This window comes from Brevundimonas sp. GCM10030266 (genome assembly GCF_042666595.1).
GTDB lineage: Bacteria > Pseudomonadota > Alphaproteobacteria > Caulobacterales > Caulobacteraceae > Brevundimonas.
The window spans coordinates 108,455-133,785 of sequence record NZ_JBHTCY010000002.1; the positions used below are offsets into that span (position 1 = coordinate 108,455).

25 protein-coding genes are annotated in these 25,331 nt (G+C 69.1%); 18 read left to right on the top strand and 7 right to left on the bottom strand.

What is annotated here, in order from left to right; translation table 11 throughout:
• Nucleotides 1-315: 315 nt before the first annotated feature.
• From ACFQQC_RS07105 to ACFQQC_RS07120, 4 genes are all read left to right on the top strand, one after another.
• Nucleotides 316-624, top strand: a complete 309-nt coding sequence (locus ACFQQC_RS07105) for a GNAT family N-acetyltransferase (RefSeq protein ID WP_376861102.1) — start codon at nt 316-318, stop codon at nt 622-624.
• 96 nt (nt 625-720) lie between these two features.
• The gene (locus tag ACFQQC_RS07110; protein ID WP_376861104.1) at nt 721-3,219 is read left to right on the top strand and encodes a CHASE3 domain-containing protein; all 2,499 of its coding nucleotides are present in this window, start codon (nt 721-723) and stop codon (nt 3,217-3,219) included.
• Nucleotides 3,219-3,605: a response regulator gene (locus ACFQQC_RS07115; protein WP_376861106.1), complete on the top strand. Its 387-nt coding sequence runs from the start codon at nt 3,219-3,221 to the stop codon at nt 3,603-3,605. The genes ACFQQC_RS07110 and ACFQQC_RS07115 overlap by 1 nt, the downstream gene beginning before the upstream one ends.
• Nucleotides 3,602-3,880 (top strand): Hpt domain-containing protein, encoded by a 279-nt coding sequence (locus ACFQQC_RS07120; protein ID WP_376861108.1) that lies wholly within the window; start codon nt 3,602-3,604, stop codon nt 3,878-3,880. The genes ACFQQC_RS07115 and ACFQQC_RS07120 overlap by 4 nt, the downstream gene beginning before the upstream one ends.
• Here ACFQQC_RS07120 and ACFQQC_RS07125 read toward each other — a convergent pair.
• The 5 genes from ACFQQC_RS07125 to ACFQQC_RS07145 form a co-directional block, all read right to left on the bottom strand.
• Entirely contained in the window at nt 3,871-4,314 is a 444-nt protein-coding gene (locus tag ACFQQC_RS07125; protein ID WP_376861110.1) for a hypothetical protein, read from the bottom strand. The genes ACFQQC_RS07120 and ACFQQC_RS07125 overlap by 10 nt on opposite strands.
• Nucleotides 4,315-4,325: 11 nt before the next feature.
• Complete coding sequence (locus tag ACFQQC_RS07130) at nt 4,326-4,862, bottom strand: hypothetical protein (RefSeq protein ID WP_376861112.1); 537 nt, start codon at nt 4,860-4,862, stop codon at nt 4,326-4,328.
• The gene (locus ACFQQC_RS07135; protein WP_376861114.1) at nt 4,859-7,555 is read right to left on the bottom strand and encodes a hypothetical protein; all 2,697 of its coding nucleotides are present in this window, start codon (nt 7,553-7,555) and stop codon (nt 4,859-4,861) included. The genes ACFQQC_RS07130 and ACFQQC_RS07135 overlap by 4 nt, the downstream gene beginning before the upstream one ends.
• Before the next feature lie 8 nt (nt 7,556-7,563).
• Nucleotides 7,564-8,376 carry a molecular chaperone gene (locus ACFQQC_RS07140; RefSeq protein ID WP_376861116.1) on the bottom strand — a complete coding sequence of 271 codons (813 nt, stop codon included), beginning with the start codon at nt 8,374-8,376 and terminating at the stop codon, nt 7,564-7,566.
• A 122-nt stretch (nt 8,377-8,498) separates the two neighbouring features.
• Complete coding sequence (locus ACFQQC_RS07145; protein ID WP_376861117.1) at nt 8,499-9,023, bottom strand: DUF4402 domain-containing protein; 525 nt, start codon at nt 9,021-9,023, stop codon at nt 8,499-8,501.
• Nucleotides 9,024-9,269: 246 nt separating this feature from the next.
• Here ACFQQC_RS07145 and ACFQQC_RS07150 point away from each other — a divergent pair, with 246 nt between their 5' ends.
• The 11 genes from ACFQQC_RS07150 (at nt 9,270) to leuB (ending at nt 20,306) form a co-directional block, all read left to right on the top strand.
• Nucleotides 9,270-9,911 carry a response regulator transcription factor gene (locus ACFQQC_RS07150; protein ID WP_376861119.1) on the top strand — a complete coding sequence of 214 codons (642 nt, stop codon included), beginning with the start codon at nt 9,270-9,272 and terminating at the stop codon, nt 9,909-9,911.
• Nucleotides 9,912-10,044: 133 nt separating this feature from the next.
• Nucleotides 10,045-10,197, top strand: a complete 153-nt coding sequence (locus tag ACFQQC_RS07155; RefSeq protein WP_376861121.1) for a hypothetical protein — start codon at nt 10,045-10,047, stop codon at nt 10,195-10,197.
• Nucleotides 10,198-10,297: 100 nt separating this feature from the next.
• Nucleotides 10,298-12,055 (top strand): dihydroxy-acid dehydratase, encoded by a 1,758-nt coding sequence (locus ACFQQC_RS07160; protein WP_376861123.1) that lies wholly within the window; start codon nt 10,298-10,300, stop codon nt 12,053-12,055.
• A gap of 3 nt (nt 12,056-12,058) precedes the next feature.
• Nucleotides 12,059-13,072: a ketol-acid reductoisomerase gene (gene ilvC, locus ACFQQC_RS07165; RefSeq protein WP_376861125.1), complete on the top strand. Its 1,014-nt coding sequence runs from the start codon at nt 12,059-12,061 to the stop codon at nt 13,070-13,072.
• A gap of 3 nt (nt 13,073-13,075) precedes the next feature.
• Nucleotides 13,076-14,782, top strand: coding sequence for an acetolactate synthase 2 catalytic subunit (ilvG, locus tag ACFQQC_RS07170; RefSeq protein ID WP_376861127.1), 1,707 nt, complete (start codon nt 13,076-13,078; stop codon nt 14,780-14,782).
• Nucleotides 14,783-14,785: 3 nt separating this feature from the next.
• Nucleotides 14,786-15,049 carry an ACT domain-containing protein gene (locus ACFQQC_RS07175; protein WP_376861129.1) on the top strand — a complete coding sequence of 88 codons (264 nt, stop codon included), beginning with the start codon at nt 14,786-14,788 and terminating at the stop codon, nt 15,047-15,049.
• Nucleotides 15,046-16,275: a 2-isopropylmalate synthase gene (locus ACFQQC_RS07180; RefSeq protein WP_376861131.1), complete on the top strand. Its 1,230-nt coding sequence runs from the start codon at nt 15,046-15,048 to the stop codon at nt 16,273-16,275. Before ACFQQC_RS07175 ends, ACFQQC_RS07180 begins: the two co-directional genes overlap by 4 nt.
• Nucleotides 16,259-17,224 (top strand): branched-chain amino acid transaminase, encoded by a 966-nt coding sequence (locus ACFQQC_RS07185; protein WP_376861133.1) that lies wholly within the window; start codon nt 16,259-16,261, stop codon nt 17,222-17,224. The genes ACFQQC_RS07180 and ACFQQC_RS07185 overlap by 17 nt, the downstream gene beginning before the upstream one ends.
• Entirely contained in the window at nt 17,217-18,629 is a 1,413-nt protein-coding gene (leuC, locus tag ACFQQC_RS07190) for a 3-isopropylmalate dehydratase large subunit (RefSeq protein WP_376861136.1), read from the top strand. The genes ACFQQC_RS07185 and leuC overlap by 8 nt, the downstream gene beginning before the upstream one ends.
• Complete coding sequence (leuD, locus tag ACFQQC_RS07195) at nt 18,622-19,206, top strand: 3-isopropylmalate dehydratase small subunit (RefSeq protein ID WP_376861137.1); 585 nt, start codon at nt 18,622-18,624, stop codon at nt 19,204-19,206. Before leuC ends, leuD begins: the two co-directional genes overlap by 8 nt.
• On the top strand, nt 19,203-20,306 hold the full coding sequence (leuB, locus tag ACFQQC_RS07200) for a 3-isopropylmalate dehydrogenase (RefSeq protein ID WP_376861139.1): 1,104 nt from the start codon (nt 19,203-19,205) through the stop codon (nt 20,304-20,306). The genes leuD and leuB overlap by 4 nt, the downstream gene beginning before the upstream one ends.
• 69 nt (nt 20,307-20,375) lie before the next feature.
• Here leuB and ACFQQC_RS07205 read toward each other — a convergent pair whose 3' ends face one another.
• Nucleotides 20,376-20,804: a DUF2141 domain-containing protein gene (locus ACFQQC_RS07205; protein ID WP_376861141.1), complete on the bottom strand. Its 429-nt coding sequence runs from the start codon at nt 20,802-20,804 to the stop codon at nt 20,376-20,378.
• A gap of 227 nt (nt 20,805-21,031) precedes the next feature.
• Here ACFQQC_RS07205 and ACFQQC_RS07210 point away from each other — a divergent pair, with 227 nt between their 5' ends.
• From ACFQQC_RS07210 to ACFQQC_RS07220, 3 genes are all read left to right on the top strand, one after another.
• Entirely contained in the window at nt 21,032-21,154 is a 123-nt protein-coding gene (locus ACFQQC_RS07210; protein WP_376861143.1) for a hypothetical protein, read from the top strand.
• Nucleotides 21,155-21,250: 96 nt separating this feature from the next.
• On the top strand, nt 21,251-22,993 hold the full coding sequence (locus tag ACFQQC_RS07215; protein ID WP_376861145.1) for a homoserine dehydrogenase: 1,743 nt from the start codon (nt 21,251-21,253) through the stop codon (nt 22,991-22,993).
• 2 nt (nt 22,994-22,995) lie between these two features.
• Entirely contained in the window at nt 22,996-23,946 is a 951-nt protein-coding gene (locus ACFQQC_RS07220) for a homoserine kinase (protein WP_376861147.1), read from the top strand.
• 7 nt (nt 23,947-23,953) lie between these two features.
• Here the strand turns inward: ACFQQC_RS07220 and thrC are convergent, their stop codons facing one another.
• A complete protein-coding gene (thrC, locus tag ACFQQC_RS07225) occupies nt 23,954-25,327 on the bottom strand; it encodes a threonine synthase (protein ID WP_376861148.1) in 1,374 nt (457 codons plus the stop codon).
• Between the last annotated feature and the right edge of the window lie 4 nt (nt 25,328-25,331).

The window sequence follows — 25,331 nt, forward strand, 5'->3', positions numbered from 1 at the left end:
CCATCCCTCCTCCGGCGCCCGATTCTCGGGCTTGGAGAAAAGTTCTCGCATGACGCGAAGCCACCGTCGTCCGTAGTTGTACTGAGGACCGCTACGCGCAGAAATTCCGCAATTATCAATAGGTTAATAGAAGGTTTCCGGGCCCCTACGGACTTGACGGCGCGTTAATCCTGACAGCCGGAAAGACGACTCATCAGAGGTTGCGCGACAGGTATGGAAACGCTGAGTTCCCGAAACGCCTGTTTCGAAACTTGGGCTCCGGCGGCACAGTCCCGTCACACCCCCTGTCCCGCGAAAACAACGGAAAGCACCGTCATGGCCCTCGATCCCGAAATCACCGACAACCGCGAAACCCGCCGCTACGAGTTGACGGTCGAGGGTCAGACCTCGGTGGTCATGTACAACGAGGTGGGCGGCGGCCTGCTGATCACCGAGACCATCGTGCCGGTGCCGCTGGAAGGCCGCGGAATCGCCAGCCGGATGGCGAAGCATGTCCTCACCGACATCCGCGAAAGGGGCCTGGTGGTCCTGCCGACCTGCCCGTTCTTCGCCGGTTATCTCAAGAAGCATCCGGATTATGCGGACATCGTCCACCCCAGTTACCGGATCGCCCTGGGCCTCTAGGCGGGTAGCGAAACCCTCTCGCAAGAGTTGAAGGAATACGTACAGTAGCCGGCTCCCCATCTCGGGGAGTCGACACTGAACGTGGGGCCTTCGTCCATGCGACCACCGGTTCTGGTATCCCGCCGCAACGCGACACTGCTGGTCACAGCGGTGGCCGCCATCATCGTCATTGCTCTCGGCGGGATCGGGCTGGAGTTGACGCGCGAGTTCAGCCGCGAGGCCGAGGTCCGCGCCGAGGTCGAACGCTCGCACGAGACCCGAAACCAGATACTGAGCGTCTTTTCCCTGTTGCAGGACGCCGAGACCGGGCAGCGGGGCTATATCATCACCGGGGATGAGCGTTTCCTTCAGCCTTACAGCGAGGCGGAACAACGACTTGCCGCACAGGTCGCCCGACTGGAACGGCTCTATGCCACCCAGCCGGACCAGACCGCGGACGTCATCACCCTGAAGGCGTTGGTCGACCGCAAGCAGGACACCCTGACCAACGGCATTCGCACCCGACAGCAACAGGGACGCGACCCGGCCCTGGCCTATGTGGCGACCGGCGCCGGCAAGGCGGCGATGGACGACATCCGCGTGGTCATCGACCGCATGGTCAGCCATGAAGCGCGGGCGCTTGATGGTCTGATCGACCGGGCCGAGGCCCGGGGCGCGGCGACCAAACGGCTGGTCGCTGGCCTGTTCGCCCTTCTGCTGATCACCGTCCTGGCGTCCTCCTTCCTCGGCTGGCGCTACGTGCGGACCCGCCGTCTGCTGCTCGCCGAGGTGCGGACCACCGCTGCCCGTCAGGCGGCCATCTTCGACAGCGCCATCGATTCCATCCTCACCCTGAACCCCAGCGGCAGCATCGAGACGATGAACGCCGCCGCGACCCGCATGTTCGGCTGGTCCGGCCCGGAACTGGTGCGGCGCGACATCTCCGTCCTGCTCGACATGGACGGCGCGGGCGCGGGCGACCCCGCCAAGGGGTTTCTGGCTCGACTCGGATTCCGCGAGGGGGAGATGGGCGAAGGCGTCGTCCGCGAACTGACCGCGCGACGCCGCGACGGCGAAACCTTCCCGGTCGATGTGGCGCTCAGCCTGATGCCGCTGCCGACCGGCATCCACATGGTCGCGGTCGTGCGCGACATCTCCGAGCGGCGGCGTGTGGATGAGATGAAGCAGCAGTTCGTCTCGACCGTCAGCCACGAACTCCGCACCCCCCTGACCTCCATCGCCGGCTCGCTGGGCCTTCTGGCCGGCGGCGCCGCGGGTGTCATTCCTGACAAGGCCGCACGCCTGATCAGCATCGCCCATTCGAACAGCCAGCGGCTGGTCCGGCTGATCAACGACATCCTCGACGTCGAGAAGCTCGAGTCGGGGCAGATGGTACTGGACATGGCGCCCCAGGACCTGCGGGACATCGCCGGGCGCTCGATCGAGAATGTGCAGGGGCTCGCGGACGACCTTGGCGTGACCCTCAAGCTCAACGAGGGCCCGCCGGCCCCGGTGCGCGGCGACGCTGATCGTCTGATCCAGGTGGTCGTGAACCTGTTGTCCAATGCCGCGAAATTCTCACCCGCCGGCAGCGAGGTCGAGGTTTCCGTTCAGCCCGAGACCCGCATCGCCCGTCTCAGCGTTCGCGATCACGGCCCCGGAATCCCTGATGAATTCCGCGCCCGCATCTTCTCCAAATTCGCCCAGGCCGACTCCTCGGACACCCGCGCCAAGGGGGGCACCGGGCTGGGTCTCGCCATCGCGCGGGAGATCGCCGAACGACATGGCGGTCGCCTGTGGTTTGAGTCCGCGCCCGGGGAAGGCGCCACCTTCCACATGGACCTGCCGCTTGAGATCGATGAGGTCGACGCCCCGGCGACGGAAGGTCCGCACCTGCTGATTGTCGAGGACGACGCCGACGCGGCGCGTGTCCTGCGCACCATGCTGGCCCAGGATGGCTTCAGCGCCGACATCGCCGCCACCGCAAGAGAGGCCTTGGTGGCCGTCCGCACCGACGCCTATGCCGCCGTTCTGGTCGATCTTCAGTTGCCGGACGCTGACGGCGTGGGCCTGATCCGCACCCTGCGCGCCGATGCGCGCACGCGCGACATCCCCGTCGTCGTGGTCTCGGCGGACATCGCCCGCGGCCGGGCGCGCGGTCGCTCGCTCGAGGTCATCGACTGGCTGGAGAAGCCCTTTGACCAGAGCCGTCTGCGCGACGCCGTCGCCGGCATCCTGGACCGCATCAAGACGCAGCGCCCGGTCGTGCTGCACGTTGATGATGACCCCGACATTCTGGCGGTCACCGCGTCGGCCCTGTCCGGGGTGGCGGAGGTGACGGCGGCCCCCACCCTGTCGCATGCCCGCGAGATCCTGCGCGAACGTACCCCCGACCTGGTGATCCTCGATCTGGGGCTGCCTGACGGCTCGGGCCTGGAGCTGCTTGCCGACCTCGACGACGGCGACGGTCAGACCGTGCCGGTCATTGTCTATTCGGCGCAGGAAATGGACGCCGCGCTGGGTGATCGGGTCGAGGCTGTTCTGGTGAAGTCCCGCACCTCCCTCGCGGGACTCGTGCGAACCGTCCGTCGTCTGACCGGCAAGGGAGGCCGCTGATGAGTGCACTCGCAATCCTGCATGTGGATGACGAGCCCGACATCCGCGAGGTCGCGGCCTTCTCGCTCGATCTCGATCCGGACCTGTCCCTGACCTCGGCGGACTCCGGCGAAGCCGCCCTCGGGCTGCTGGAAGCCGGTCTGCGCCCGGATGTAATCCTGCTGGATGTGATGATGCCCCGGCTGGATGGCCCGGGGACTCTGGCGCGCCTGCGTCAGTTGCCGGGGCTGGAGAGGACGCCGGTCATCTTCATGACCGCCCGCGTTCAGGCCAGCGAACGCGACCGCTATATCGAGCTCGGCGCCATCGGGGTCATCACCAAGCCGTTCGACCCCATGACCCTCGCCGGACAGGTTCGCGACCTGCTGGCCGGGAGCGCGGCTTGAGCACCGATCCGCTTGAGGCGATCCGCCTGCGGTTTCGGGACCGGGCGCTGGCCGACGCCGACGCCCTGGGCCTGGCGCTGGCGGCTGGCGACATGGAGCAGGTCGAGGCCCTGACCCATGGTCTGGCGGGCGCCGCCGGCATCTTCGGCTTCACGGGGATTGGAGGTCTCGCCAAAGCGCTGGACGAGCAGTTCTCCCTGCAGCGCGCCCCCTCCCCCGCCGAGATCGAGGCGCTGATCGCTGAAATCCGCCGGGAAATGGGCGACTATTCGTAGTCGATGCTCAGGGGCAGGGCGGCGACCGGCTCGCCCTCCTCGTCAAGCTGCACCCGCAGCCGTCCCGAGACCCGCAGCAGATCCTGCCCCTGCAGATCCAGACGCGCCACGCGGGTTTCGGAAATATCGCCCGAGGTCGCGCTCCAGATCTTCAGCTCCTCGATGACCGACACCCCTTCATCGGACTGATACTGCGGCAGGCGGATCCGGTAGACCCGGCCCGGATCGCCGCTGATCTGGATCATCGCCGGCGCGTCCACCAGATTGGTCCCCGACACGGACAGCGCCACGCCCGGCTCATTCGGCTGCAGCCGCATCGGGCTCACCGTGGCGATGCTCAGGCCGCGCCGCACCGTCAGGCTGGCCGTCCCGTTCTCCGACTGGGCCGATGCGACGCCGGGCATGGCCGCCATCAGGCCGGCGATCAGCAGCATGTGATGAGGTTTCATGTCGTGAACTGCACTGTGACCAAGTAGTCGAAGGTCTGATTACCGCTCGCCGCGTTGGCTGCAAGCTGAACATCCATGCCCAGTTTGAAACTGGCCGAGCTCAGCAGGCCCAGAGGATTGAGATCGAAGGTCACGGTCGAGCCCTCCGCCGGCGCAGAGCCGCTGCGATAGGTGGCTCCCGTCATGGACGCCACCCGGAAGCGGGTGATGTTCGCCGGCCCGCTGCCGGTCACCGGGGTGATCGTCACCCGGACATAGCGCAGGGCGCACAGGCCGCTCAGGTTCAGCAGGCCGCAGTTGATGGTGATGGTCGGCGTCGTCACCGAACTGGACGACAGACGGATGGCGTTGCCCGAGGTGCGGCTGACCGCCCCCGCCGCGGTGACCGAGAAGGTCGTGGCGCTGCTCCCCCGAATGACCGTGCCCAGGGTGGGCGCGGTGGCCGGCGAACGGGTCACGGTGGGGTCGGCCTGGGCCTGACCGGCGGAGGTGAACATCAGTCCGGCGCAGAGGGCTGCGATGATGCGTTTCATGGGGTCGCCTCCCCTCCGGTCTCGATCAGCACGGTCCCGCCGCGGACGAAGCCGCCGGTCGCGGGAATGGTCACCTGGACCGGCTCGACCTGACGCAGGTTCAGCTGTCGGGACTGCGCCTCTTCGAGGCGAACGGTCCAGACGCCCGGAGCGATCCCTTCGAAGAACAGCACACCTGCGTGATCGCTGCGGCCCGGTACGACCACCGCGCCATCCTCCGACACCAGCTCGACATTCAGCGCCGCCAGCGGTCGCTGGGCGCCATCCGCGCGACGCAGAAGGGCGTTCAGCTCCAGTTCGGCGCTGCGACGCATCGGATAGTCGATTACGGCCAGTCGCCCCGGACGCGGGGTGAACTCCATCACCGGCGGTCCCGCCAGCAGGAACGGATCGTCCACCCCCTCGGCGTTCAGACGGACGCGGGCCGAGGCCCCGTCGCCCAGCCCCACGGAGATCACCTGTCCCGATGACGGCGTCTCGACCGGTCCCACGGGCGTATCCACGATCAGGCCCGGAACGCCCGCCTCATCGGCCTGGCGCACGCCGTCGGCGTTCTCGTCGATCCAGGCGTTGACGGCCACCGAGCCGCCCACCGCCGCGCCCGGGCGCGTCAGGCGATAGCGGCGCGCGAACGGGTCGTACCCGAAGCCGAAGCCCATCTGCAGACCGACCCGCCATTCGCGCGACTCGGTCTCGTAGGAGGCGTTCAGGGCCAGATCGAAACGATCCGCCCGCCACAGGTTCGACGCCTGCAGGCTGGTCTCCGAGGCCGGTCCCAGCGCCCGCACAATGCCCAGCCGCAGGGCGTTCCGCTCGGTGATCTGCCAGTCCAGGGTTGAATAGGCCGTCTCGATGCCGGGATCAGGCGACAGCTCGTAGGACAGGCCGCCGCGCAGCTGCAGCCGTGACGACACCAGCGTCGCTACATCGGTCGAGCCGAGCCAGCGGGGACTGCCGAACCCCGTCCCCTGCTCGTCCTGATAGGCCACGCTGCTCGAGGCGTAGAAGCGGCCCAGCGGCGCCGAGGCCCGCAGTTCCGCATTGGTCAGGCGCACGCCATCCACCCGCCGCAGCTGACGCATGTTGAACGACACCGGCACGGCCAGACCGCGCGGCCCCTTCACCTGTCCGTCGAGCCTCAGATCGGTGGCGCTGCTCAGCGGGGCCAGATCGACGACACCGAGCTGGCGGGTCTCATCGATGAAGCCGCCCTCGTATTCCGAATGCCGGGCGACGATCGACACGCCGAACGGACGCGCCGCCAGACCCAGCGTCCCGCCCCGGCCACCGGTGTCGTCGAACGCCAGATCGATCTGGGCCGCCACCGGCCCCAGCGAACTGCGCAGGCCCAGCATGCCCAGCGACCGCGCCTCGGCGCCTTCCGGCGTGAACCGCGACGCGCCGCCGCTGATCGTCAGGCCGGGCGACAGGCCGTAGTCGGCCATCACCGTGAACCGCGTTTCGCCGGTCGACAGGGTGTCGAGCCGATCGCCGACGTCAAAGACCGTCAGCCCCTGCTGAACCGCGCCGAACCGGAAGACCAGCCGCCCGGCCTCGACCTGTCCGGTGCCGAAATTGATGCGGCGCACGACCTCGCGGCTCTGCCCCTGCGACCCGTAGAAGACCAGTCGAATGGTGTTCAGACCGAAGGCCAGCGGCACGTCGAGGAACTCGTAACGCCCCTGGACCGGCGAGGTCTGGGCCGCCTGCAGCACCTCGTTGACGTAGAGCTCGACCTCCTCGCCCAGCGCCAGCTCGCCGCGCAGGTTCAGCGGCGTCGCCAGATCGAGGTTCTCCAGCGGCGCGGAGGTGTAGAACAGCCCGCGTCCGGCGAAGCCGGCGGCGCCGATCGGCATCGACGGGGTGAAGACATCGCCCAGTCCCGCGCGCGTCCCGCCCAGCAGCCCCAGCGCCCGCCCGCCCGGATCCTTGCGGGTCAGCAGGACGCGGACGTCATTGATCTCGCCATCGTCGTTCGAGCCGACATAGCCCTCGAACCCGGCCCACAGCAGGTCCGAGGCGGCGCGCACGTCATACCGCCCCGCCTGATCCACGCCATCCCGCCCCAGAAGGCCGCCGATGTTCACGTCGAAGGCGGGCGGGGTGAACAGGGTGTAGGGCGTCTCCACCCGCACCGGCGCGGGCTCATCCGGCCCGCCGACCAGTCCCGCCTGCCGCCGGATGCGATCCGCCCGCTGCTGGAAAGGCAGGGCCTCGGTCGCGGTCAGGTCCATCACCTGCGCCGCCGTGTCCGCCTTCAGCCGCACGGGCAGGATCTGCTCCAGCAGGTCCAGCCTCACATAGAGGTCGTCGTCATAGATGGCGGCCTGATCGGGGCTAAAGCGGATGGTTCGACCCGAAAGCCGGGCCTCGCCGCTGGCCAGATCGATCATCACCTGGCGGTCCGGCGAAATCACCCAGCCCTCGGCCCGGCGCTGGGCCGGAAAGACGCCGACGGCCAGATCCAGAACCCGCGAGAACTCGCCCAGCGGCACATAGACCCCCGAGCGGGAGGCGTAGACGTTGAGGGTGTCCGTCAACTGGACGTCGCCCGAGCGGACCTCCATCCATAGCAGGTCGTCCGGGCTGAAGGGCTGGGGGTTGGAAGCGATCAGCAGGTTGCGCGTCAGCGCCTGACCAGCGGCCTCCGCGGGCGCGGCGGCCAAGGCCAGGGCGGCGAAACCGGCCCGCACGACCGGCCTCACGGCGCGACGAGGGTCGCCGTCGCCAGGATTTCACCGGGGCGGGCGTCGTCGTCACGATAGATCACGGTCACGGTCTGACCCGAGGTCAGCGGCGCCGGAAGCGGGGTTACGACGGTCCGGCGACCGATTTCGGGATACACGGCCACGCCGCGCACGGCGGTGGCCAGGGGGGCGTCAGGACCGGTGCCCAGAAGCACTTCGACGTCGCCATAGACCGAGCTCTCGCCCTGGCGAACCAGATCGAGCGACAGCACCTGGCCGGTCTCGGCCTGCAGGATCTGCAGGTTCTCGACGGCGGCGCGCGCGTCGGCGGGGCCATCGCGGACGATCACGGGAATACTGACGCTGAACAGGGCGATGACCTGCACCGCCACCTCATCCGCGCCCGGCTGGACCGCCTGTTCGACGGTGAAGCCGGCCGTCTCGGACGGCAGGGCGGTGACGGTCAGGTGGGTGCGATGCTCACCGCCCGCGCCGGGACGAGCCCGCACGCGGATGGCCTGGCTTTCGCGCGGCTGCAGGGTGATCCGGCGCGGCGTGTGCTGAACCAGCTCGGCGGCGGAATCGACCGTGGCCTCCGGGTGGTCCGCTGCGGCGACGATCTGGCCGTCCGCGAGCATGACCCGGTCGACCAGCTCGACGGAATAGGTCGCCGGCTGGTCGCCCTGGTTGAAGATATAGACCGTGGCGTTCCGCTCACCGGGCTCGAACACCACCCGCTTGGGGGAGATGTTAAGGTCGGCGCCGACCTGCGCCTCGACCGGCTCCGCGACGAGCAGCAGGAAAACTGCCGCAAGAACAACACGCATCCACATCGCGAGCACCGTCCTCAGTCTATTCCTGAGGCGAGGGTAGCCCGCACGAACAACCGAGGCGTTAATGACGGTTCGGCCGGGTTGTACGTCCTGCAGCGGAAACACCGGCCGCCCGATCAGTTGTAGGCGGCCGAGACGGTGAAGGTGCCGGTGTAGGTGCCGGTCGGCGAGGTCGAGGCGACCGGGACGCTGCCGCCGACGCGGAAGCTCAGCGAACCGGCAGAACCGAGGGCGTTGCTCAGGGTCTGGGCGGCGGCCGAACCGGTCAGGTTGTTCGAGGTCGTGACGGTCAGGGTGTCCGAGCCGTTAGCGATCGAGAAGGTGCCCGGGATGGTGACCGAGATCGACTGGCCGCCTTCACCGTCGACGGTGAACTGGGCGGCTTGCGGGGTGTCGCCCGAGCTCAGGCCGACAACACCGCCAGCAACCGAACGCGCGCCGGCGGCGCTGACGGTGACCGTCCCCGAACCCGTGCTGGGGCGGACGACGGTGCCGAACTTCAGGTCGGCGTTCTTGGTGATGGTCAGCGGGCGGATCACGGTGATGGAACCCGTGCCGGTGGTGGAGGCCGACTGGGCCATGGCCGGAGCGGCGACGGCGACGGTCAGGAGGGCGGCGGCGGCGGCGAGCGACTTGATCATGTTCTGTCTCCAACGACGGGGGGTGCGTCTTCGTTGACGTCCAAATCATCCCGATCGGCGGCCAGGTCCACCAGTCGGGCGGCTAGAAAGGTCTAAAACGAACCAAAGTTATAGGTTGCACCGTAAACCCTCTTTCCCGCTCCAATGGTTCAGCTTCCGCCACGACAAACCTGTTGTTAGGAAAGGCGGGCGCAATCTCCCCTTGCAAAGGCCGGCTTTCGCCTGGGCTGGATTCGGAACCACACCGTGCGTTGGATTGTCCTCGTCGTCGATGATCACCCCCTGGTGGGTCAGGCCTTCGAGCTGTCGATCAAGGCCGCCTACCCGCATCTGGATGTCGGCCGGGTCACCAGCGCGACCGAGGCCGAGGCCTATGTCAGGCTGCATGGCCCCCGGGTGAAGCTGGTCATGCTGGATCTGATGCTGCCGGACGCCGAGGGCTTCAGCGCCCTCCTCCGCCTCCAGCAACTGCTGCCGGACGGCAAGATCGCCATCGTCTCGTCGCGCACCGATCACCACATCCTGACCATGGGCAAGGCGTTCAACGTCGACGCCTGGCTGTCCAAGTCGGAGCCCGTGGAGACGCTGGTCAACGCCGTGGGCGCGATTCTGCGGGGCGAAAGCGTCTTCCCTGAGAACGTCGCGCCCGATCCGAAGGTGATCGACTTCCATCGCCGGATTTCGACCCTGTCCGCCGCCCAGATGCGCATCATGCGGGCGCTCGTGGACGGCAAGCTGAACAAGCAGATCGCCGGCGACATGAATCTGACGGAAGGCACTGTGAAACAACACGTTTCGGCCATCCTGAGGAAGCTTCAGGTCAACAACCGGAGCCAGGCGATCCTGGCCGCCGCCCCCCTCCTGCGGAACGACCAGGCGCCGCGCTGAAGCCCGCCGTTCAGGCTGGTGAAAACCTGCCCGGAACGCCCGACCAAACTCCTTTTGTGCAAGATTTTTGCTTGATCGCCTTGTGCGATGCAGCGAGCCATGGTTTCCTGAGTCTGTTCAACAGGAGCCCTCGGTGATCCACCGCGCCCACATCGCTGACCGCAAGGCCGCCGCCAAGGCGATCGCGGTCGTGCGCGCGCCGTCGGTCGAGCTGGCCCTGAACACCCTCATTCTCTCGGTAATTCTCGCCCTCCTTACCGGAGCGGTGTGGACGCACGTGACCTGACCTAACGCAACATCAGGATCGCCCGCAGCCACCCGCTTCCACCCAGGAAGCGGGTTTTTTGTTGCGCGCGGTCCGGACACCTCCGGAACGACCCTACGCAATGACGCAAGATTTCACCCCGACCGACCGGCCGCCGAATGCGCCCCCGAACGCGCGCAGCCGCGCCGTCACAGCCGGTCCCAACCGCGCCGCGGCCCGCAGCTATCTGCGCGCGGCCGGCATGCAGGACGCCGACTTCGACAAGCCGATGATCGCGGTGGTCAACACCTGGTCGTCGGTCACCCCGTGCAACATGCACCTGGACCGTCTGGCCGCCGATGTCCGCGCCGGGATCATCGCCGCGGGCGGCTATCCGGTCGACTTCAACACCATCGTCGTCACCGACGGCATCTCGATGGGCACGCCCGGCATGAAGGCCTCGCTGATCAGCCGCGAGGTCGTCGCCGACAGCATCGAACTGGCCGTCGAGGGACATCAGCTGGACGGCGTCGTCTGCATCGTCGGCTGCGACAAGACCATCCCGGCCGCCGCCATGGCGCTGGCCCGCATGGATATCCCGGGGCTGGTCTACTACGGCGGCACCATCATGCCGGGGACCATCGGCACGAAGGAGGTCTCGGTTCAGGAGATCTTCGAGGCCATCGGCGCCCACGCCGCCGGGGCCTTGGACGATGCGGGCCTGAAGGCGGTCGAGACGGCGGTCTGCCCCGGCGCCGGCGCCTGCGGGGGCCAGTTCACCGCCAACACCATGGCCATGGCCCTGTCGGTCATGGGCCTGTCGCCGATGGGCGCCAACGACGTTCCCGCCGTCGATCCGGCCAAGGCCGCCGAGGGCGAGCGCTGCGGCCGCCTGATTGTCGAGCGCGTCTTCGCCGGCGACAGCGCCCGCAAATACATCACCCGCGCCAGCCTGCGGAACGCGGCCGTCGCCGTCTCGGCCTCGGGCGGCTCGACCAACGCCGTCATGCACCTGACCGCCATCGCCGCCGAGGCCGGGGTCGAGTTCGGCGTCGAGGACTGCCATCAGGCCTGTGTCGACGCCCCGGTCATCTGCGACCTCAAGCCGGGCGGTCGCTTCCTGGCCTCGCACCTGTTCGCCGCCGGCGGCACCCGTCTGGTCACCCAGCGCATGGCCGAGGCGGGCAAGATCGTGAACGCCCCCACCGTCACGGGCCGCAGCCTGTTCACCGAAGCCGCCGAGGCCGAGGAGACCCCGGGCCAGCAGGTGGTCACCACCTTCGAGGCTCCGGTCATGGATCGCGGCAGCTTCGCCGTCATCTACGGCGACGTCGCTCCGGACGGCGCGGTCATCAAGCTGACCGGCCATAAGGTCGATCGCTTCGAGGGCCCGGCCTGCGTCTTCGACAGCGAGGAAGACGCCTTCCACGCCGTCCAGGACGGTTCGGTCGGCGAAGGCGACGTCATCATCATCCGCTACGAAGGCCCCAAGGGCGGCCCCGGCATGCGCGAGATGCTGCAGGTCACCGCCGCCCTGAAGGGCCGCGGCGTCCACAACGTCGCCCTGATCACCGATGGCCGCTTCTCGGGCGCCAGCTACGGCTTCGTCGCCGGCCACGTCTCGCCCGAGGCTGCTGTCGGCGGCCCCATCGCCCTGATCCGCGATGGCGATCGCATCGTCATCGACGTCACCAACCGCCGCATCGACGTCACCGGCGTCGATCTGGCGAAGCGCCGGGCGGATTTCGCCCCCCACACCATCCGCCCGGCGCACGGTGTCTTCGCCAAATACCGCGCCTCGGTGGCCTCGGCCGCCCAGGGCGCCGTGACCATCCCCAACCCACCGCCGGTGCAGCGTCCCGCTGAAGCCGAAACCCGCCCCGCCCGAGAGGACGCCTGAACCATGGCCATCACCATCTACACCAATGACGATATTCGCCCCGGCGCCATCGCCGGCCAGCGCATCGCCATCATCGGCTACGGCTCGCAAGGCCGGGCCCACGCCCAGAACCTGAGAGACTCCGGCCACGACGTGGTCGCGGGCGTCCGTCATGGCGGCAAGGGCTGGCGCAACGCCACCGCCGACGGCGTCCCGACCGCCGAGCCCGCTGACGCGGTCAAGGGCGCGGACATCATCGCCATCCTGACCCCGGACATGATCCAGGCCGAGGTCTATCGCGACATCATCGAGCCGAACGCCAAGCCCGGCTCGGCCATCCTGTTCGCCCACGGCTTCTCGATCATCTACGGCCGCATCACGCCGCGCGAGGACATGGACGTCATCCTGGTCGCCCCCAAGGGTCCGGGCGATCTGGTCCGCCGCGAGTACCAGCGCGGCCGCGGCGTCCCCTCCCTGTTCGCCATTGAGAAGGACGCGACCGGCAAGGCCCGCGACCGCGCCATGGGCTACGCCAAGGGCAACGGCGGCGCGACCGGCGGTCTGCTGGAGACCACCTTCCGCGAGGAGACCGAGACCGATCTGTTCGGCGAACAGGCCGTCCTGTGCGGCGGCGCCAAGGAACTGGTCATGTCCGGCTTCAACACCCTGGTCGAGGCCGGCTACCAGCCGGAGATCGCCTACTTCGAGTGCATGCACGAGCTGAAGCTGATCGTGGACCTGTTCTACGAGGGCGGCATCACCAAGATGAACGAGTTCATCTCGGAGACGGCCAAGTGGGGCTCGGTCAAGTCCGGCCCGCGCGTCATCACCGACGAAACCCGCGCCCGCATGAAGACCATCCTGGACGAGATCCAGTCGGGTCAGTTCGCCAGCGAATGGATCGCCGAAAACGAGGCCGGAAAGCCCCGCTACGACGCCTGGGTCAAGGCCGACGGCGAACAGGCCATCGAGCAGACCGGCGCCAAGCTGCGTGAGCGCATGGCCTGGCTGCACGCCCCCAAATCGGAAGCCGCCTGAACCATGACCGCCTCCGCCGCCCGCATGACCGCGCCCGAAACCGCTCCCCGCAGCGGCGCCCGCCTGCTCGTCTCCACCCTGGAGCGGCTGGGGGTAGAGGTCGTGTTCGGCTATCCGGGCGGCGCGATCATGCCCGTCTATGACGCCCTGGCCGGCTCGAAGCTGCGCCACATCCTGGTCCGCCACGAGCAGGCCGCCGCCTTCGCCGCCGACGCCTACGCGCGCCGCAGCGGCAAGGTCGGCGTCTGCATGGCCACTTCCGGCCCCGGCGCCACCAACCTGATCACCGGCATCGCCAATGCGATGATGGATTCCATCCCGGTCGTCTGCATCACCGGCAATGTCGCCCAGGGCGTCATGGGCACCGACGCCTTCCAGGAGATCGACATCCTGGGCGTCACCCTGCCGATCGTGAAGCACTCCATCCTGGTCCGCGATCCGGCCGACGTTCCGGCCGCCATCGAGGAAGCCTTCCACATCGCCGCCTCGGGCCGTCCCGGTCCGGTTCTGGTCGACCTGCCCAAGGACGTTCAGGTCGGTCAGACCACCGAGGACTTCGGCTTCCACTATCCGAACGAGACCATCCCGACCGACCACGACGCCATCGCGGCAGCGGCGGAGGCCATCCGCGCCGCCCAGCGCCCGCTGATCTACATCGGCGGCGGGGTGAAGATCGGCGGCGCGACCGAACAGGTGCGCGCCTTCGCCGAGGCCACCGGCATCCCGTCGGTCGCCACCCTGAACGCGCTGGGCACGATCCCGACGGACGCCCCCGGCTTTCAGGGCATGCTGGGCATGCACGGCACGCGCGCGGCCAATGAGGCGGTGCAGGAAGCCGATCTGCTGATCGTCTTCGGCGCCCGGTTCGATGATCGCGCCACCGGCAAGCTGGCCGAGTTCGCCCCCCACGCCCGCGTCATCCATTTCGACATCGACGCGTCGGAGATCGGCAAGCTGCGCGAGACCTGGATCCCGGTCGCCGGTGAGCTGACGCCGGGCGTCGAGGCCCTGACCGCCCATCTGGCCGGCAAGGGCCCGGCCATCGATCCGTGGATGATCCACTGCGCCAGCCGGGTCCAGCGCACCGCCTTCCGCTACGCCGACGCGCCGGGCGAGGGCGTCTACGCCCCGGCCCTGCTGAAGGCGATCTCGGAAGCCGCCGGAGACGACTTCGTCGCCGCCTGCGACGTCGGCCAGCACCAGATGTGGGCCGCCCAGCACTGCCGCTTCGCCAAGCCGGAAGCCCACATCACCTCGGGCGGTCTGGGCGCAATGGGCTTCGGCCTGCCCGCCGGGATCGGCGCCAAGCTGTCCGATCCGGACGCCACGGTCGTCGTCATCGCCGGCGACGGCGGCTTCATGATGAACGTGCAGGAACTGGCCACCCTGCGTCGCTACGGCGTCGCGGTGAAGGTCCTGCTGCTGGACAACAGCTCGCTGGGTCTGGTCCGCCAGTGGCAGGAGCTGTTCTTCGACGGCAACTACTCGGAGATCGACCTGTCCGACAATCCGGACTTCGTGAAGGTCGCCGAGGCCTTCGGGATCGAAGCCTTCCGAATTAGCCGACGCGAGGAGGTTCAGGCCGGGATCGCCCGCCTGCTGGCCGCCGACGGCCCCTGCCTCGCGCACGTGATTATCGACCCCCGGGAGAACGTGTGGCCGCTGGTCCCGCCCGGAAAGAACAATGCCGAAATGATGGAAGGCGCCTGAGCCATGAGCACCGAAACCCTGCACCTGAACATTGACCGCGCCGACGGCTCGCTTCAGCGCCTGATCGGTCTGGTGGAGCGTCGCGGCTTCCACATCGACGGCATCACCATGCGTGAAGAGGGCTCGGCCCGCCGGATCGAGATGGCCGTGCGCGGTCGCGACGACGGCCGCTGCACCCGGACCCTGGGCTGCCAGATCGACAAGCTGTTCGGTGTCACCCGCGTCAGTGCTTCCGCCTCGACCTTCCATCCCGAGGTAGCGGCATGACCAAGGTTCAGACCGCCGTCGCCGCCGATCCGGACAAGGTCGTCGTCTTCGACACCACCCTGCGCGACGGAGAACAGGCGCCCGGCTTCTCCATGGGGCCCGAGGACAAGGTCCGCATGGCTCGCGTCCTGGCCGAGATGAAGGTCGATGTGGTCGAGGCCGGCTTCGCCGCCGCCTCCCCCGGCGACGAGGAGTGCGTGCGCCGGGTGGTCGGCGAGGTGGAAGGCCCCGTCTTCTGCTCGCTGGCCCGATCGAACGAGGCCGACATCGACGCCGCCTACCGCGCCCTGCGCGGCACGGACGAGCGCCGCATCCACATCTTCCTGGGCACCAGCCCGATCCACCGCTCCGCCAAGCTGAGGATGTCGAAGGCCGAGGTTCTGGCCGCCGCCGAGCGCTCGGTGGCCTATGCCCGCACCCGCTTCGAGGATGTCGAGTTCAGCCCCGAGGACGCTATCCGCACCGAGCCGGAATTCCTGGCCGAGGTGTGCGAGGTCGCCGCGGCGGCGGGCGCCACGACCCTGAACATCCCCGACACCGTCGGCTATTCGACCCCCGGCGAGATCGCCGAAATCTATCGCAACCTGATCGCCGCCGTGCGTGTGCGTCACCCGCACGTGGTCTTCTCGGCCCACTGCCATGACGATCTGGGCATGGCCGTCGCCAACTCGCTGGCCGCCGTCGAGGCGGGCGCGCGTCAGGTCGAGGGCGCCATCAACGGCATCGGCGAGCGGGCGGGTAACGCCTCGATCGAGGAGATGGTCATGGCCATCCGCACCCGGTCGGACCGCTATGGCCTGCACACCGGCGTGGACGCCACCCATCTGGTCCGCGCAAGCCGCCTGCTGAGCGAGATCACCCACACCCCGGTCGTCCGCAACAAGGCCATCGTCGGCCTGAACGCCTTCGCCCACGAGGCCGGCATCCACCAGCACGGCATGATGGCCGATCCCTCGACCTACGAGATCATGCGCCCTCAGGACGTCGGCTTCGAAGGCACCTGGTTCGTCCTGGGCAAGCACTCGGGCCGCCACGCCGTCGCCAAGCGCGCCGAGGCGCTGGGCCAGCCCGTATCCGGCGCCCATCTGGCCGCCGCCTTCGCGGGCTTCAAACGCCGCGCCGACGAGATCGGCGAGATCAACGACCACGAATTGCTGGCGATCATCGAGGCCTCGCGCCCGGACGCCGCCCCCCGACAGGAGTACGCCTATGCGGCCGCTGGCTGAACATATCTGGGTCAATGGCGAGCTGACGCCCTGGGCGGATGCGAAGATCCACGTGATGAGCCACGCCCTGCACTACGGCACCTCGGTGTTCGAGGGCATCCGCGTCTATGACACCCCGAACGGCCCCTGCGGCTTCCGCCTGACCGACCACGTGCGCCGCCTGTTCGACAGCGCCCGCATGTATCATTTCGAACTGCCCTACACGGTCGATGAGCTGGTCGAGGCCTGCCGCGAGACCGTGCGCTCAACCGGACTGAAGTCCGCCTACATCCGCCCCATCGCCTTCCTGGGCGCCTGCGGCATGGGGGTGACGCCCTCTCCCGAGAACATGAACGTCGACGTCGCCATCGCCGCCTTCCCGTGGGGCGCCTATCTGGGCGACGAGGCGCTGGAGAAGGGCGTCGACGCCTGCGTCGCCAGCTGGTCGCGTATCGCGCCCAACACCGTGCCCTCGGGCGCCAAGGCGGGCGGCAACTACCTGTCCTCCTACCTGATCGGACGCGAGGCCCGGGTCGGCGGCTTCGGCGAGGGCATCGCCCTGGGCGTCGACGGCCGCCTGTCCGAAGGCGCCGGCGAGAACCTGTTCATCGTCAAGGACGGCGAGATCGTCACCCCGCCCGCCGCCGCCTCCATCCTGATGGGCATCACCCGCGACAGCGTGCTGAAGCTGGCGCGCGGTCTGGGCTACGAAACCCGCGAGCAGATCCTGCCGCGCGAGGCCCTCTACGTCGCCGATGAGATCTTCATGACCGGCACGGCCGCCGAGATCACCCCGGTGCGCTCCGTGGACGGCATCACCACCCGCGCCGCCGGCCCGGGTCCGGTGACCAAGGCGGTCAACGCCGCCTTCCGCGGCCTGTTCACCGGCGCCACGCCCGACCGCCACAACTGGCTGGAGCCCATTGGCGCGCCCGCCCCTGCCCCGCAGCGCGAGGCCGAGTATGCCTGAGACCCTGTTCGAGAAGGTGTGGAACCGGCACGTGGTGCAGGCGGAAACGCCTGACGCCCCGGCGGTGCTCTACATCGACCTGCATCTGGTCCACGAGGTCACCAGCCCGCAGGCCTTCTCCGAGATCGAAAGCCGGGGCCTGAAGGTGCGTCGTCCCGACAAAACCTTCGCCACCCTGGACCATTCCACCCCCACCCTGCCCGCCGATGCAAGCGGTGAGCGGCCCTACTACACAGCCGCCTCCAAGACGCAGGTCGAGACGCTGGAAGCCAACTGTGCGCGTCACGGTGTATCGCTGGCGGGCTGGGACTCGGCCGACCGGGGCGTGGTGCACGTCATGGGGCCGGAACTGGGCCTGACCCAGCCCGGCATGACCGTGGTCTGCGGCGACAGCCACACCGCCACCCACGGCGCCTTCGGAGCGCTGGCCTTCGGCATCGGCACGTCCGAGGTCGGCCACGTGCTGGCCACCCAGTGCCTGCTGCAGCGCAAGCCGAAGACCATGCGCGTCACCGTCGACGGTCAACTGCAGCCCGGCGTCTCGGGCAAGGATGTCGCCCTGGCCGTCATCGCCCGCCTGGGCTTCGGCGGCGGCACCGGCTTCGTGGTCGAATACGCCGGCGAGGCCATCCGGTCGCTGGACATGGAAGGGCGGATGACCGTCTGCAACATGTCGATCGAAGCCGGCGCCCGCGCGGGCATGATCGCCCCCGACCAGACCACGGTGAACTGGCTGAAGGGCCGCAAGCACGCCCCGGACGCCGCCGTCTGGGAGCAGACCACGGCCGACTGGCTGTCGCTGGCCTCCGACCCGGGCGCCACCTACGACGCCGAGGTGCAGATCGACGGCGCCGCTATCCGTCCCATGGCCACCTGGGGCACTACCCCGGACGCGGGCTCGGCCATCGGCGAGCCGGTCCCCGCCCCGCGCGACGCCTCGGGCGAAAAGGCGCTGGCCTATATGGGTTTCACCCCCGGCGAGGCGACCACCGGTCATGCGGTCGATGTCGTCTTCATCGGCAGCTGCACCAACGGCCGCCTGCCCGACCTGCGCGCCGCCGCCGAGGTGCTGCGCGGCCGCAAGGTGAAGCCGGGCCTGCGCATGCTCGTGGTCCCTGGCTCCGAGGCCGTCCGTCGCGATGCCGAGGCGGAAGGGCTGCACACCGTCTTCACCGATGCCGGGGCCGAGTGGCGCATCCCGGGCTGTTCCATGTGTCTGGCCATGAACGGTGACATGGTGGCTCCGGGCCAGCTGGCCGTCTCGACTTCCAACCGCAATTTCGAGGGCCGTCAGGGTCCCGGCTCGCGAACCATTCTGGCCAGCCCCGCCACGGCGGCGGCCACCGCCATCACCGGCGTACTGACCGATCCGCGGGTGTTTCTGATGGAGAAGGTCGATGCCTGATCCCTTCAAGAGTCTGACCTCGAAGGCCGTGGTCCTGTCGCAGTCCAACATCGACACGGACCAGATCATCCCCGGCCGCTTCCTCTCGACGACCAGCCGCAAAGGTCTGGGCGCCTGGGCCTTCTATGACTGGCGCTATGAGTCCGACGGTTCGCCCAAGCCGGAAGCCATCCTGAACCGCATCGATCCGAGCGAGCGCCGCATCCTGCTGGCGGGCAAGAATTTCGCCTGCGGCTCGTCGCGCGAACATGCCCCCTGGGCCCTGATGGACTACGGCTTCCGCGCCGTGGTCTCGACCGGGATCGCCGACATCTTCACCTCCAACGCCCTGAAGAACGGCTTCCTGCCCATCGTCGTCGATCAGGCGACCTGGGACGACCTCGCCGCCCACGCCGACCAGCCGATCACCATCGATCTGGAAACCTCCACCATCCAGCGCGGCAATGCAGCGCCTGTCGCATTCGCGGTGGAGAGTTTCGCCCGCCAGTGCCTGCTGGACGGGGTCGACACCCTCGGCTGGCTGCAAGCCCGCCTGCCTGACATCGAAGCCTTTGAACGCCGAACGGAAATCGCATGACGCCCCCCTCCAAGACCTATGACATCGTCGTCCTGCCCGGTGACGGCGTCGGCCCCGAAGTGACCCATGCGGCCAAGGCCGTGCTGGCTGTGATCGGCGACTTCTACGGCCACACCTTCAACTTCAGCGAACACCTGATCGGCGGCGCGGCCATCGACGCCACCGGCGATCCCCTGCCGCCCGAAACCGCCGCCGCCTGTCTGGCCGCCGACGCGGTTCTGCTGGGCGCTGTGGGCGGTCCGCAGTGGGACGGCGGCAAGCGCCGCCCGGAAGAAGGCCTGCTGGGCCTGCGCAAGGCCATGGGCCTGTACGCCAACCTGCGCCCGCTGCAGGTCTCGCCGGTGCTGGCCCACCGTTCGCCGCTGAAGAAGGAGATCGTCGAGGGCGTCGATCTGATCGTCTTCCGCGAGCTGACCGGCGGCATCTATTTCGGGGAGAAGACCCGCACCGCCGACCGCGCCACCGACCTGTGCGAATACACCGTGCCGGAGATCGAGCGCGTCGCCCGCGCCGCCTTCCAGACCGCCCAGCAACGCCGCGGCAAGGTCACCTCGGTCGACAAGGCCAACGTCATGGAGACCAGCCGCCTGTGGCGCGAGGTCGTCAGCCGTGTCCACGCCGAGGAGTTCCCGCGCATCGAGCTGGAGCACGCTCTGGTCGACTCCATGGCCATGCACCTGATCCGCAAGCCGCGCGAGTATGACGTCATCCTGACCGAGAACATGTTCGGCGACATCCTGTCGGACGAGATCTCGGTGCTGGGCGGCTCCATCGGCCTGCTGCCCTCGGCCTCGCTGGGCTCCAGCGGTCCGGGCCTGTTCGAGCCGATCCACGGCTCGGCGCCGGACATCGCCGGCCAAGACAAGGCCAACCCGGTCGGCACCATCCTGTCCGCCGCCCTGCTGCTGCGTCACAGCCTGGGGCTGGAAGACGAGGCCAGCTCGATCGAGGCCGCCTGCGCCGCCGTCCTGTCGGCTGGGGCCGTCACCGCTGATCTGGGCGGAGAGCTGGGCACCCGCGCCGCCGCCAACGCCGTGATCGACGGCCTGCGCGCCATCCACTGGGCCGCCGCCCATCGGGTGCAGATGCACTGGGCCTGATCGGGGCCTGAGACAACCCGAAGAACGGAAACGCCCCGCCTCTCTCCCGAGGGGCGGGGCGTTCTGCAGTCAGCGCGGATAGATCATCGGCACGGTCAGGCGGCTGTCGCCACTGGCCGGCACGGTGAACTTCACCTGGTCCCAGGTCGGCACGGCGCGCAGGCTGGGACCGTTGACCATGGCCCAGCCCTCGCCGGGCATGCCGTCCTCCAACTTCATCTGCCCGTTGCTGTCCACGTCATGCAGCACCGACAGCGAGTAATCGCCCGGCGCCACGTCGCGGAAGGTGACGGTGACCGTGCCCGCCTCTGGATTGCGCACGATGTCGCCATAGGCGCCGGCGGGCTGCAGGAACTGGTCCCGCGTCTGCAGGGCGGCGAGGAGTTGCCCGCCCCGCGCCTGGACCCCGGTCAGGGTCACGGTGACATCCCCGGCCAGGGCAGGGGCGGCGGCGAGGCAGGACAGGGCGGCGACGGCCGCAACGATGATCTTCTTCATGACAGGTCTCCGGAAGCGAGCCAGCCCCGCTTCATGAGAAGTACTTTGATATGCAAAGTTCTCTGAGTCAAATTCACCCTGTTTGTCGCGTGGCGGGCTGACAGAGGGTCGCTCCGTGCTTGCGAAGCCGCACTCACGGACGCTGCGCGCAATTTTTCACCTTCAGGCTTGACGACGGGGGTGTTTGTCCGTCAGCCTCCTTGCGAACTTAACTGAGCAGGTCCGCCGTGAGCCGCCTCGACGCCCGCATCGCCATCGCCTCGACCGCCTCGTGCGGCGGCGCGATCGCGCGCGTCATTGGTATGACCACCGGCACCACCACCATCACCGCTCCGGCGGGGACAGGTTAGCGCGCACCAAGGCTCAGGAACGCAAAAACCCAACCCCCGCCCGGATCGCCCCGGGCGGGGTTTTTCTTTTCCCGATCTCTCCGAAAGACCCACCTCATGTCCGCCAATCTCGCCGTCCTCGAACGCCCCGCATCCTCCGCCCTCCCCGCCGCCTCGCCCGAGGTCGTGGTGATGAAGTTCGGCAGCTCCGTGCTGGTCGATCCGGCCGATGCGCCCAAGGTCGCCTCTGACATCTATGCCGAGGTCCGGCGCGGCCGCCGCGTGGTCGCCGTCGTCTCCGCCCTCGCCGGCGAGACGGATCGCCTGCTGGCCGAAGCCCGTGCCCTGGGCCTCGCCCACGACAACAGCCTGCTGCCCGCCTATGTCGTTCAGGGCGAGGAGCGGTCCGCCGCCCTCGTGGCTCTCGCCTGCGACCGCGTCGGCCTCAGCGCCGCCACCCTGACGGTCCGCGAACTCGGTCTCGTCGCCGACGGTCCCTGTGAGCACGCCCGCCCGCTGTCGCTGGACCGGGCCGCCCTCGACCGCGCCCTGCTGAAGCATGAGGTGGTGGTGGTCCCGGGCTTCGGCGCCGTCTCGCCCGAGGGTCAGGTCGTCCTGCTGGGTCGCGGCGGGTCGGACCTGACCGCCCTCTTCCTCGCCGCCGAGCTCGAGCTGGACAGCGTCCAGCTGGTGAAGGACGTGGACGGCCTCTACGACCGCGATCCCAACGTCCACCCCGACGCCCGCCGCTATGATCAGGCCAGCTGGGCCGAGGCCAAGGCGCTGGGCGGCGGTCTGGTCCAGCCGGATGCGCTCGACCTCGCCGAGGCCCGCCAGCTGAAGGTCGAGGTGCGCAACTACCTCGACGGCCACCGCACGGTCGTCGGCCCCGTCGGCGCGCCGCCGAAACCCGCCCCCGCCCATCGCCGCCTGCGCGTCGCCGTCGCCGGCTGCGGCGTGGTCGGCGGCGGCGCCCTGGCCCGCCTGCTGGTCGATCCCCGCGTAGAGGTGGTCGGCGTCCTCGTCCGCGATCCGTCCAAGCCCCGCGATGTCCCCGGCGCCTCCGACGCCCAACTCACCCCTCTGCTGGTGTCCAGCCCCGTCGCCCTGCTGGAGCGCGAACCTGATCTGGTGCTGGAGGCTCTGTCGGAGGCGAAAGCCGGCTATGACGTCATCGCTGCGGCCCTGTCGCGCGGCGTCGATGTCGCCACCGCCAACAAACAGGCGGTCAGCGCCAATCCCGACGGCCTGCTCGAGCTCGCGGATCGCAACCACGCCCGCCTGCTCTGGTCCGCCTCCGTCGGCGGCGGCGTGCCGATGGTCGAGGCCGTCCGCGCCGCCCGCGACGAGGCGCCGGTCCTGGCCTTCGAGGCGGTGCTGAACGGCACGGTCAACTTCATGCTGGCCCGTCTCGGCGAAGGCGCCGCCTTCGATCAGGCCCTGTCCGAAGCCCGCGCCGCCGGCTTCGCCGAGGAAGACCCCTCCTCCGACCTGCAAGGTCTCGACGCCCTCGCCAAGGTCCGCCTGCTCTCGTTCGAAGCCTTCGGCGTCATGCCCGACGACGTCGACATCCAGCGCGATGTTCTGGACCCCGCCGCCCTGCCGCCCGCCGGTTCGCGCCAGCTCTGTCGCTGCGAGCTGAAAGACGGCAAGCTGGTCGCCGCCGTCCGTCTGGTCTCGGGCGCGCTGGACCCGCTGTTCGCGGAACTGAAGGGAGAGGGCAACGCCTTGAAGGTCGTCTCGCAGGACGGATCGGTCGTTCGCCGTCGCGGCCGCGGCGCCGGTCGCTGGGCCACGGCGGAAAGCCTGCTGGCCGACCTGTCCGACCTCGCCGCCGCCCGCCTGTCGAAGGCCGTCTGACCATGGCCGTCTTCACCCCCGTCGAGGAGGCCGACGCCGAGCCCTTCATTAGCCGCTACGGGCTGGGCGCCCTGCGGTCGCTCACGCCTATCGCCGAAGGGGTGGAGAACACCAACTACCGCATCGAAACCGACCGGGGCCGATTTGTCCTGACCCTGTTCGAGGGTCGCACGGACGCCGCCTCCCTGCCCTTCTGCCTGGGCCTGACCGCCCACGCCGCGGACAGGGGCCTGCCCTGCGCCCGCGCCGTGCTCGATGCTCAGGGGCAGGCCGTCGGCGAACTCAACGGTCGCCCCGCCGCCATCCTTGAATGGCTCCCCGGCGCCTGGAAACGCGAACCGTCGCTGGAGCACCAACACGCCGCCGGCGCCCTGCTGGCGCGCCTGCATCTGGCCGCCGCCGACTTCCCGTTGGAGCGCACCAACCCGGTCGGTGCCGCCGCCCGCCGCGCCCTGTTCGACCGCTGCCTGACCCGCGCCGAGGCCGCTGACCGCGCCCTGCTGGACCGGATGGCCCCATGGGTGACCGGCCCCTGCGCCGATCCGGACGCGAGCCTGCCGCGCGGCCCGATCCATGCCGACTACTTCCCCGACAACCTGCTGTTCGAGGGCGACGCCCCCAGCGGGCTGATCGACTTCTATTTCGGCTGCACCGACGCGCTGGCCTACGATCTGGCCATCGCCCTGTCGGCCTGGGGCTTCGACGCCGACGGCCTGCCCCTGCCTTCCGCCCTTGCGGCCTTCCGGGCGGGCTATGAGTCCGTCCGCCCGCTCAGCGCCGCGGAGGCTGTCGCCCTGCCCGCACTGGGCGCCGTCGCCGCCGTTCGGTTCACCCTGACCCGGCTGCACGACCGGCTGTTCCATGATCCCACGCGTCTGGTGACGCCCAAGGATCCGGCGCCTTTCCTGCGCCGCCTCGACTGGTGGACCGAACAGGCCGCGCTGGCGGCCTGACCTCCCGTTATTGGCCGATCGCCGCCAGCACCGCCTCCAGCGTGGCGTCCACCGTCTCGAACTGCTCGGCCTTGCCCTCCAGCCCCTGAAGCTGCGGCGGACGCTCCGGTGCAAAGCCCAGCGCGGCCTCCACGCTGTCGGGGAATTTCGCCGGGTGGGCGGTCGACAGGGCGACGACCGGCCCGGTCCGCTCGATCCGCCGCGCCGCATGCAGCGCCACCGCCGTGTGCGGGCAGATCACCCGCCCGTTCTCGCGCCAGGTCCGCTGCATCTCGGCGACCGTCTCGGCCTCGCTGACCGAAACCGCCGACACCTCGCGCCGCAGGGCCGCCAGCACATCGCCCGGCAGGGTCACCCGCCCGGCCTTGTTGAAGTCCTCGAACAGTCCCCGCGTCAGGTCCGCATCCCGGCCCGTGGCCTCGAACACCAGCCGTTCAAAGTTCGACGGCGCCTGCACGTCCATGCTGACGCTGGCGGTGGGCTCGGCTTGCGTCCGCTCATAGACGCCGGTGTGCAGCGCCCGCACCAGGGCGTCATTGCGGTTGGTCGCCGCCACCAGATCGCCGATCGGCAGGCCGCACTGACGCGCCACCCAGCCGGCGAAGGCGTCGCCGAAATTCCCCGTCGGCACCACATAGGTCGCCGGCTCGGCCAGCTTCGCCGCCGTCGCCGCATAATAGGGCGCCTGCCCTGACAGCCGGCCCCAGTTGATCGAATTGACAGAGCTGACCCGCCGGTTCGCCTTCAGCGCCGCGACGCCCAGCAGCGCCTTCACCAGCCGCTGGCAGTCATCGAAATCGCCGCGCACCGCCAGGTTCAGCACATTGGACGCGCCCGTCGTGGTCATCTGCAGCCGCTGCATCGGCGACACCCGGCCCAGCGGGTGCAGCACCACCAGATCGATCCGCTCGGCCCCCGCAAAGGCGTTCACCGCCGCCGCGCCCGTGTCGCCGCTGGTCGCCGTCAGCAGCAGCAGCCGCTCGCCCGTGTTCGCCAGCAGGCTTTCGGCCATCCCGGCCACCAGCTGCATGGCCAGATCCTTGAACGCCGTCGTCGGGCCGTGGAACAGCTCCAGCACATGCAGGCCGGGCTCCAGCTCGACCAGCGGGACCACATCGGGATGCGAGAACCGCTCCTGCACCCGTCGCGTCGCCTTCGCCAGCGCGCCTTCCGGCAGCCCTTTGCCCACGAACGGCGTCAGCAACCGCTCGGCCAGGGTCGCATAGTCCGCCCCGCCCGCGATGAGATCGTCCAGCGACAGACGCGGCCAGACGGACGGCGCGAACAGCCCCCCATCAGGCGCAATGCCGTTGATCACGGTCCCCGCGAAGTCGACGAGCGGGGAACGGCCACGGGTGCTGACATAGGACGGGGAGGTCATCCCC

Bases quoted from the DNA above. Each gene is read 5' to 3' on its own strand.
- ACFQQC_RS07140 (WP_376861116.1), bottom strand. From the start codon at position 8,376: ATGCGTGTTGTTCTTGCGGCAGTTTTCCTGCTGCTCGTCGCGGAGCCG.
- ACFQQC_RS07185 (WP_376861133.1), top strand. From the start codon at position 16,259: ATGCGGCCGCTGGCTGAACATATCTGGGTCAATGGCGAGCTGACGCCC.
- ACFQQC_RS07160 (WP_376861123.1), top strand. From the start codon at position 10,298: ATGACGCAAGATTTCACCCCGACCGACCGGCCGCCGAATGCGCCCCCG.
- ACFQQC_RS07180 (WP_376861131.1), top strand. From the start codon at position 15,046: ATGACCAAGGTTCAGACCGCCGTCGCCGCCGATCCGGACAAGGTCGTC.
- ACFQQC_RS07145 (WP_376861117.1), bottom strand. From the start codon at position 9,023: ATGATCAAGTCGCTCGCCGCCGCCGCCGCCCTCCTGACCGTCGCCGTC.
- ilvC (WP_376861125.1), top strand. From the start codon at position 12,059: ATGGCCATCACCATCTACACCAATGACGATATTCGCCCCGGCGCCATC.
- ACFQQC_RS07215 (WP_376861145.1), top strand. From the start codon at position 21,251: ATGTCCGCCAATCTCGCCGTCCTCGAACGCCCCGCATCCTCCGCCCTC.
- leuB (WP_376861139.1), top strand. From the start codon at position 19,203: ATGACGCCCCCCTCCAAGACCTATGACATCGTCGTCCTGCCCGGTGAC.
- ACFQQC_RS07130 (WP_376861112.1), bottom strand. From the start codon at position 4,862: ATGAAACGCATCATCGCAGCCCTCTGCGCCGGACTGATGTTCACCTCC.
- leuD (WP_376861137.1), top strand. From the start codon at position 18,622: ATGCCTGATCCCTTCAAGAGTCTGACCTCGAAGGCCGTGGTCCTGTCG.
- ACFQQC_RS07125 (WP_376861110.1), bottom strand. From the start codon at position 4,314: ATGCTGCTGATCGCCGGCCTGATGGCGGCCATGCCCGGCGTCGCATCG.
- ACFQQC_RS07220 (WP_376861147.1), top strand. From the start codon at position 22,996: ATGGCCGTCTTCACCCCCGTCGAGGAGGCCGACGCCGAGCCCTTCATT.
- ACFQQC_RS07115 (WP_376861106.1), top strand. From the start codon at position 3,219: ATGAGTGCACTCGCAATCCTGCATGTGGATGACGAGCCCGACATCCGC.
- leuC (WP_376861136.1), top strand. From the start codon at position 17,217: ATGCCTGAGACCCTGTTCGAGAAGGTGTGGAACCGGCACGTGGTGCAG.
- ACFQQC_RS07110 (WP_376861104.1), top strand. From the start codon at position 721: ATGCGACCACCGGTTCTGGTATCCCGCCGCAACGCGACACTGCTGGTC.
- ACFQQC_RS07205 (WP_376861141.1), bottom strand. From the start codon at position 20,804: ATGAAGAAGATCATCGTTGCGGCCGTCGCCGCCCTGTCCTGCCTCGCC.
- ACFQQC_RS07175 (WP_376861129.1), top strand. From the start codon at position 14,786: ATGAGCACCGAAACCCTGCACCTGAACATTGACCGCGCCGACGGCTCG.
- ACFQQC_RS07105 (WP_376861102.1), top strand. From the start codon at position 316: ATGGCCCTCGATCCCGAAATCACCGACAACCGCGAAACCCGCCGCTAC.
- ilvG (WP_376861127.1), top strand. From the start codon at position 13,076: ATGACCGCCTCCGCCGCCCGCATGACCGCGCCCGAAACCGCTCCCCGC.
- thrC (WP_376861148.1), bottom strand. From the start codon at position 25,327: ATGACCTCCCCGTCCTATGTCAGCACCCGTGGCCGTTCCCCGCTCGTC.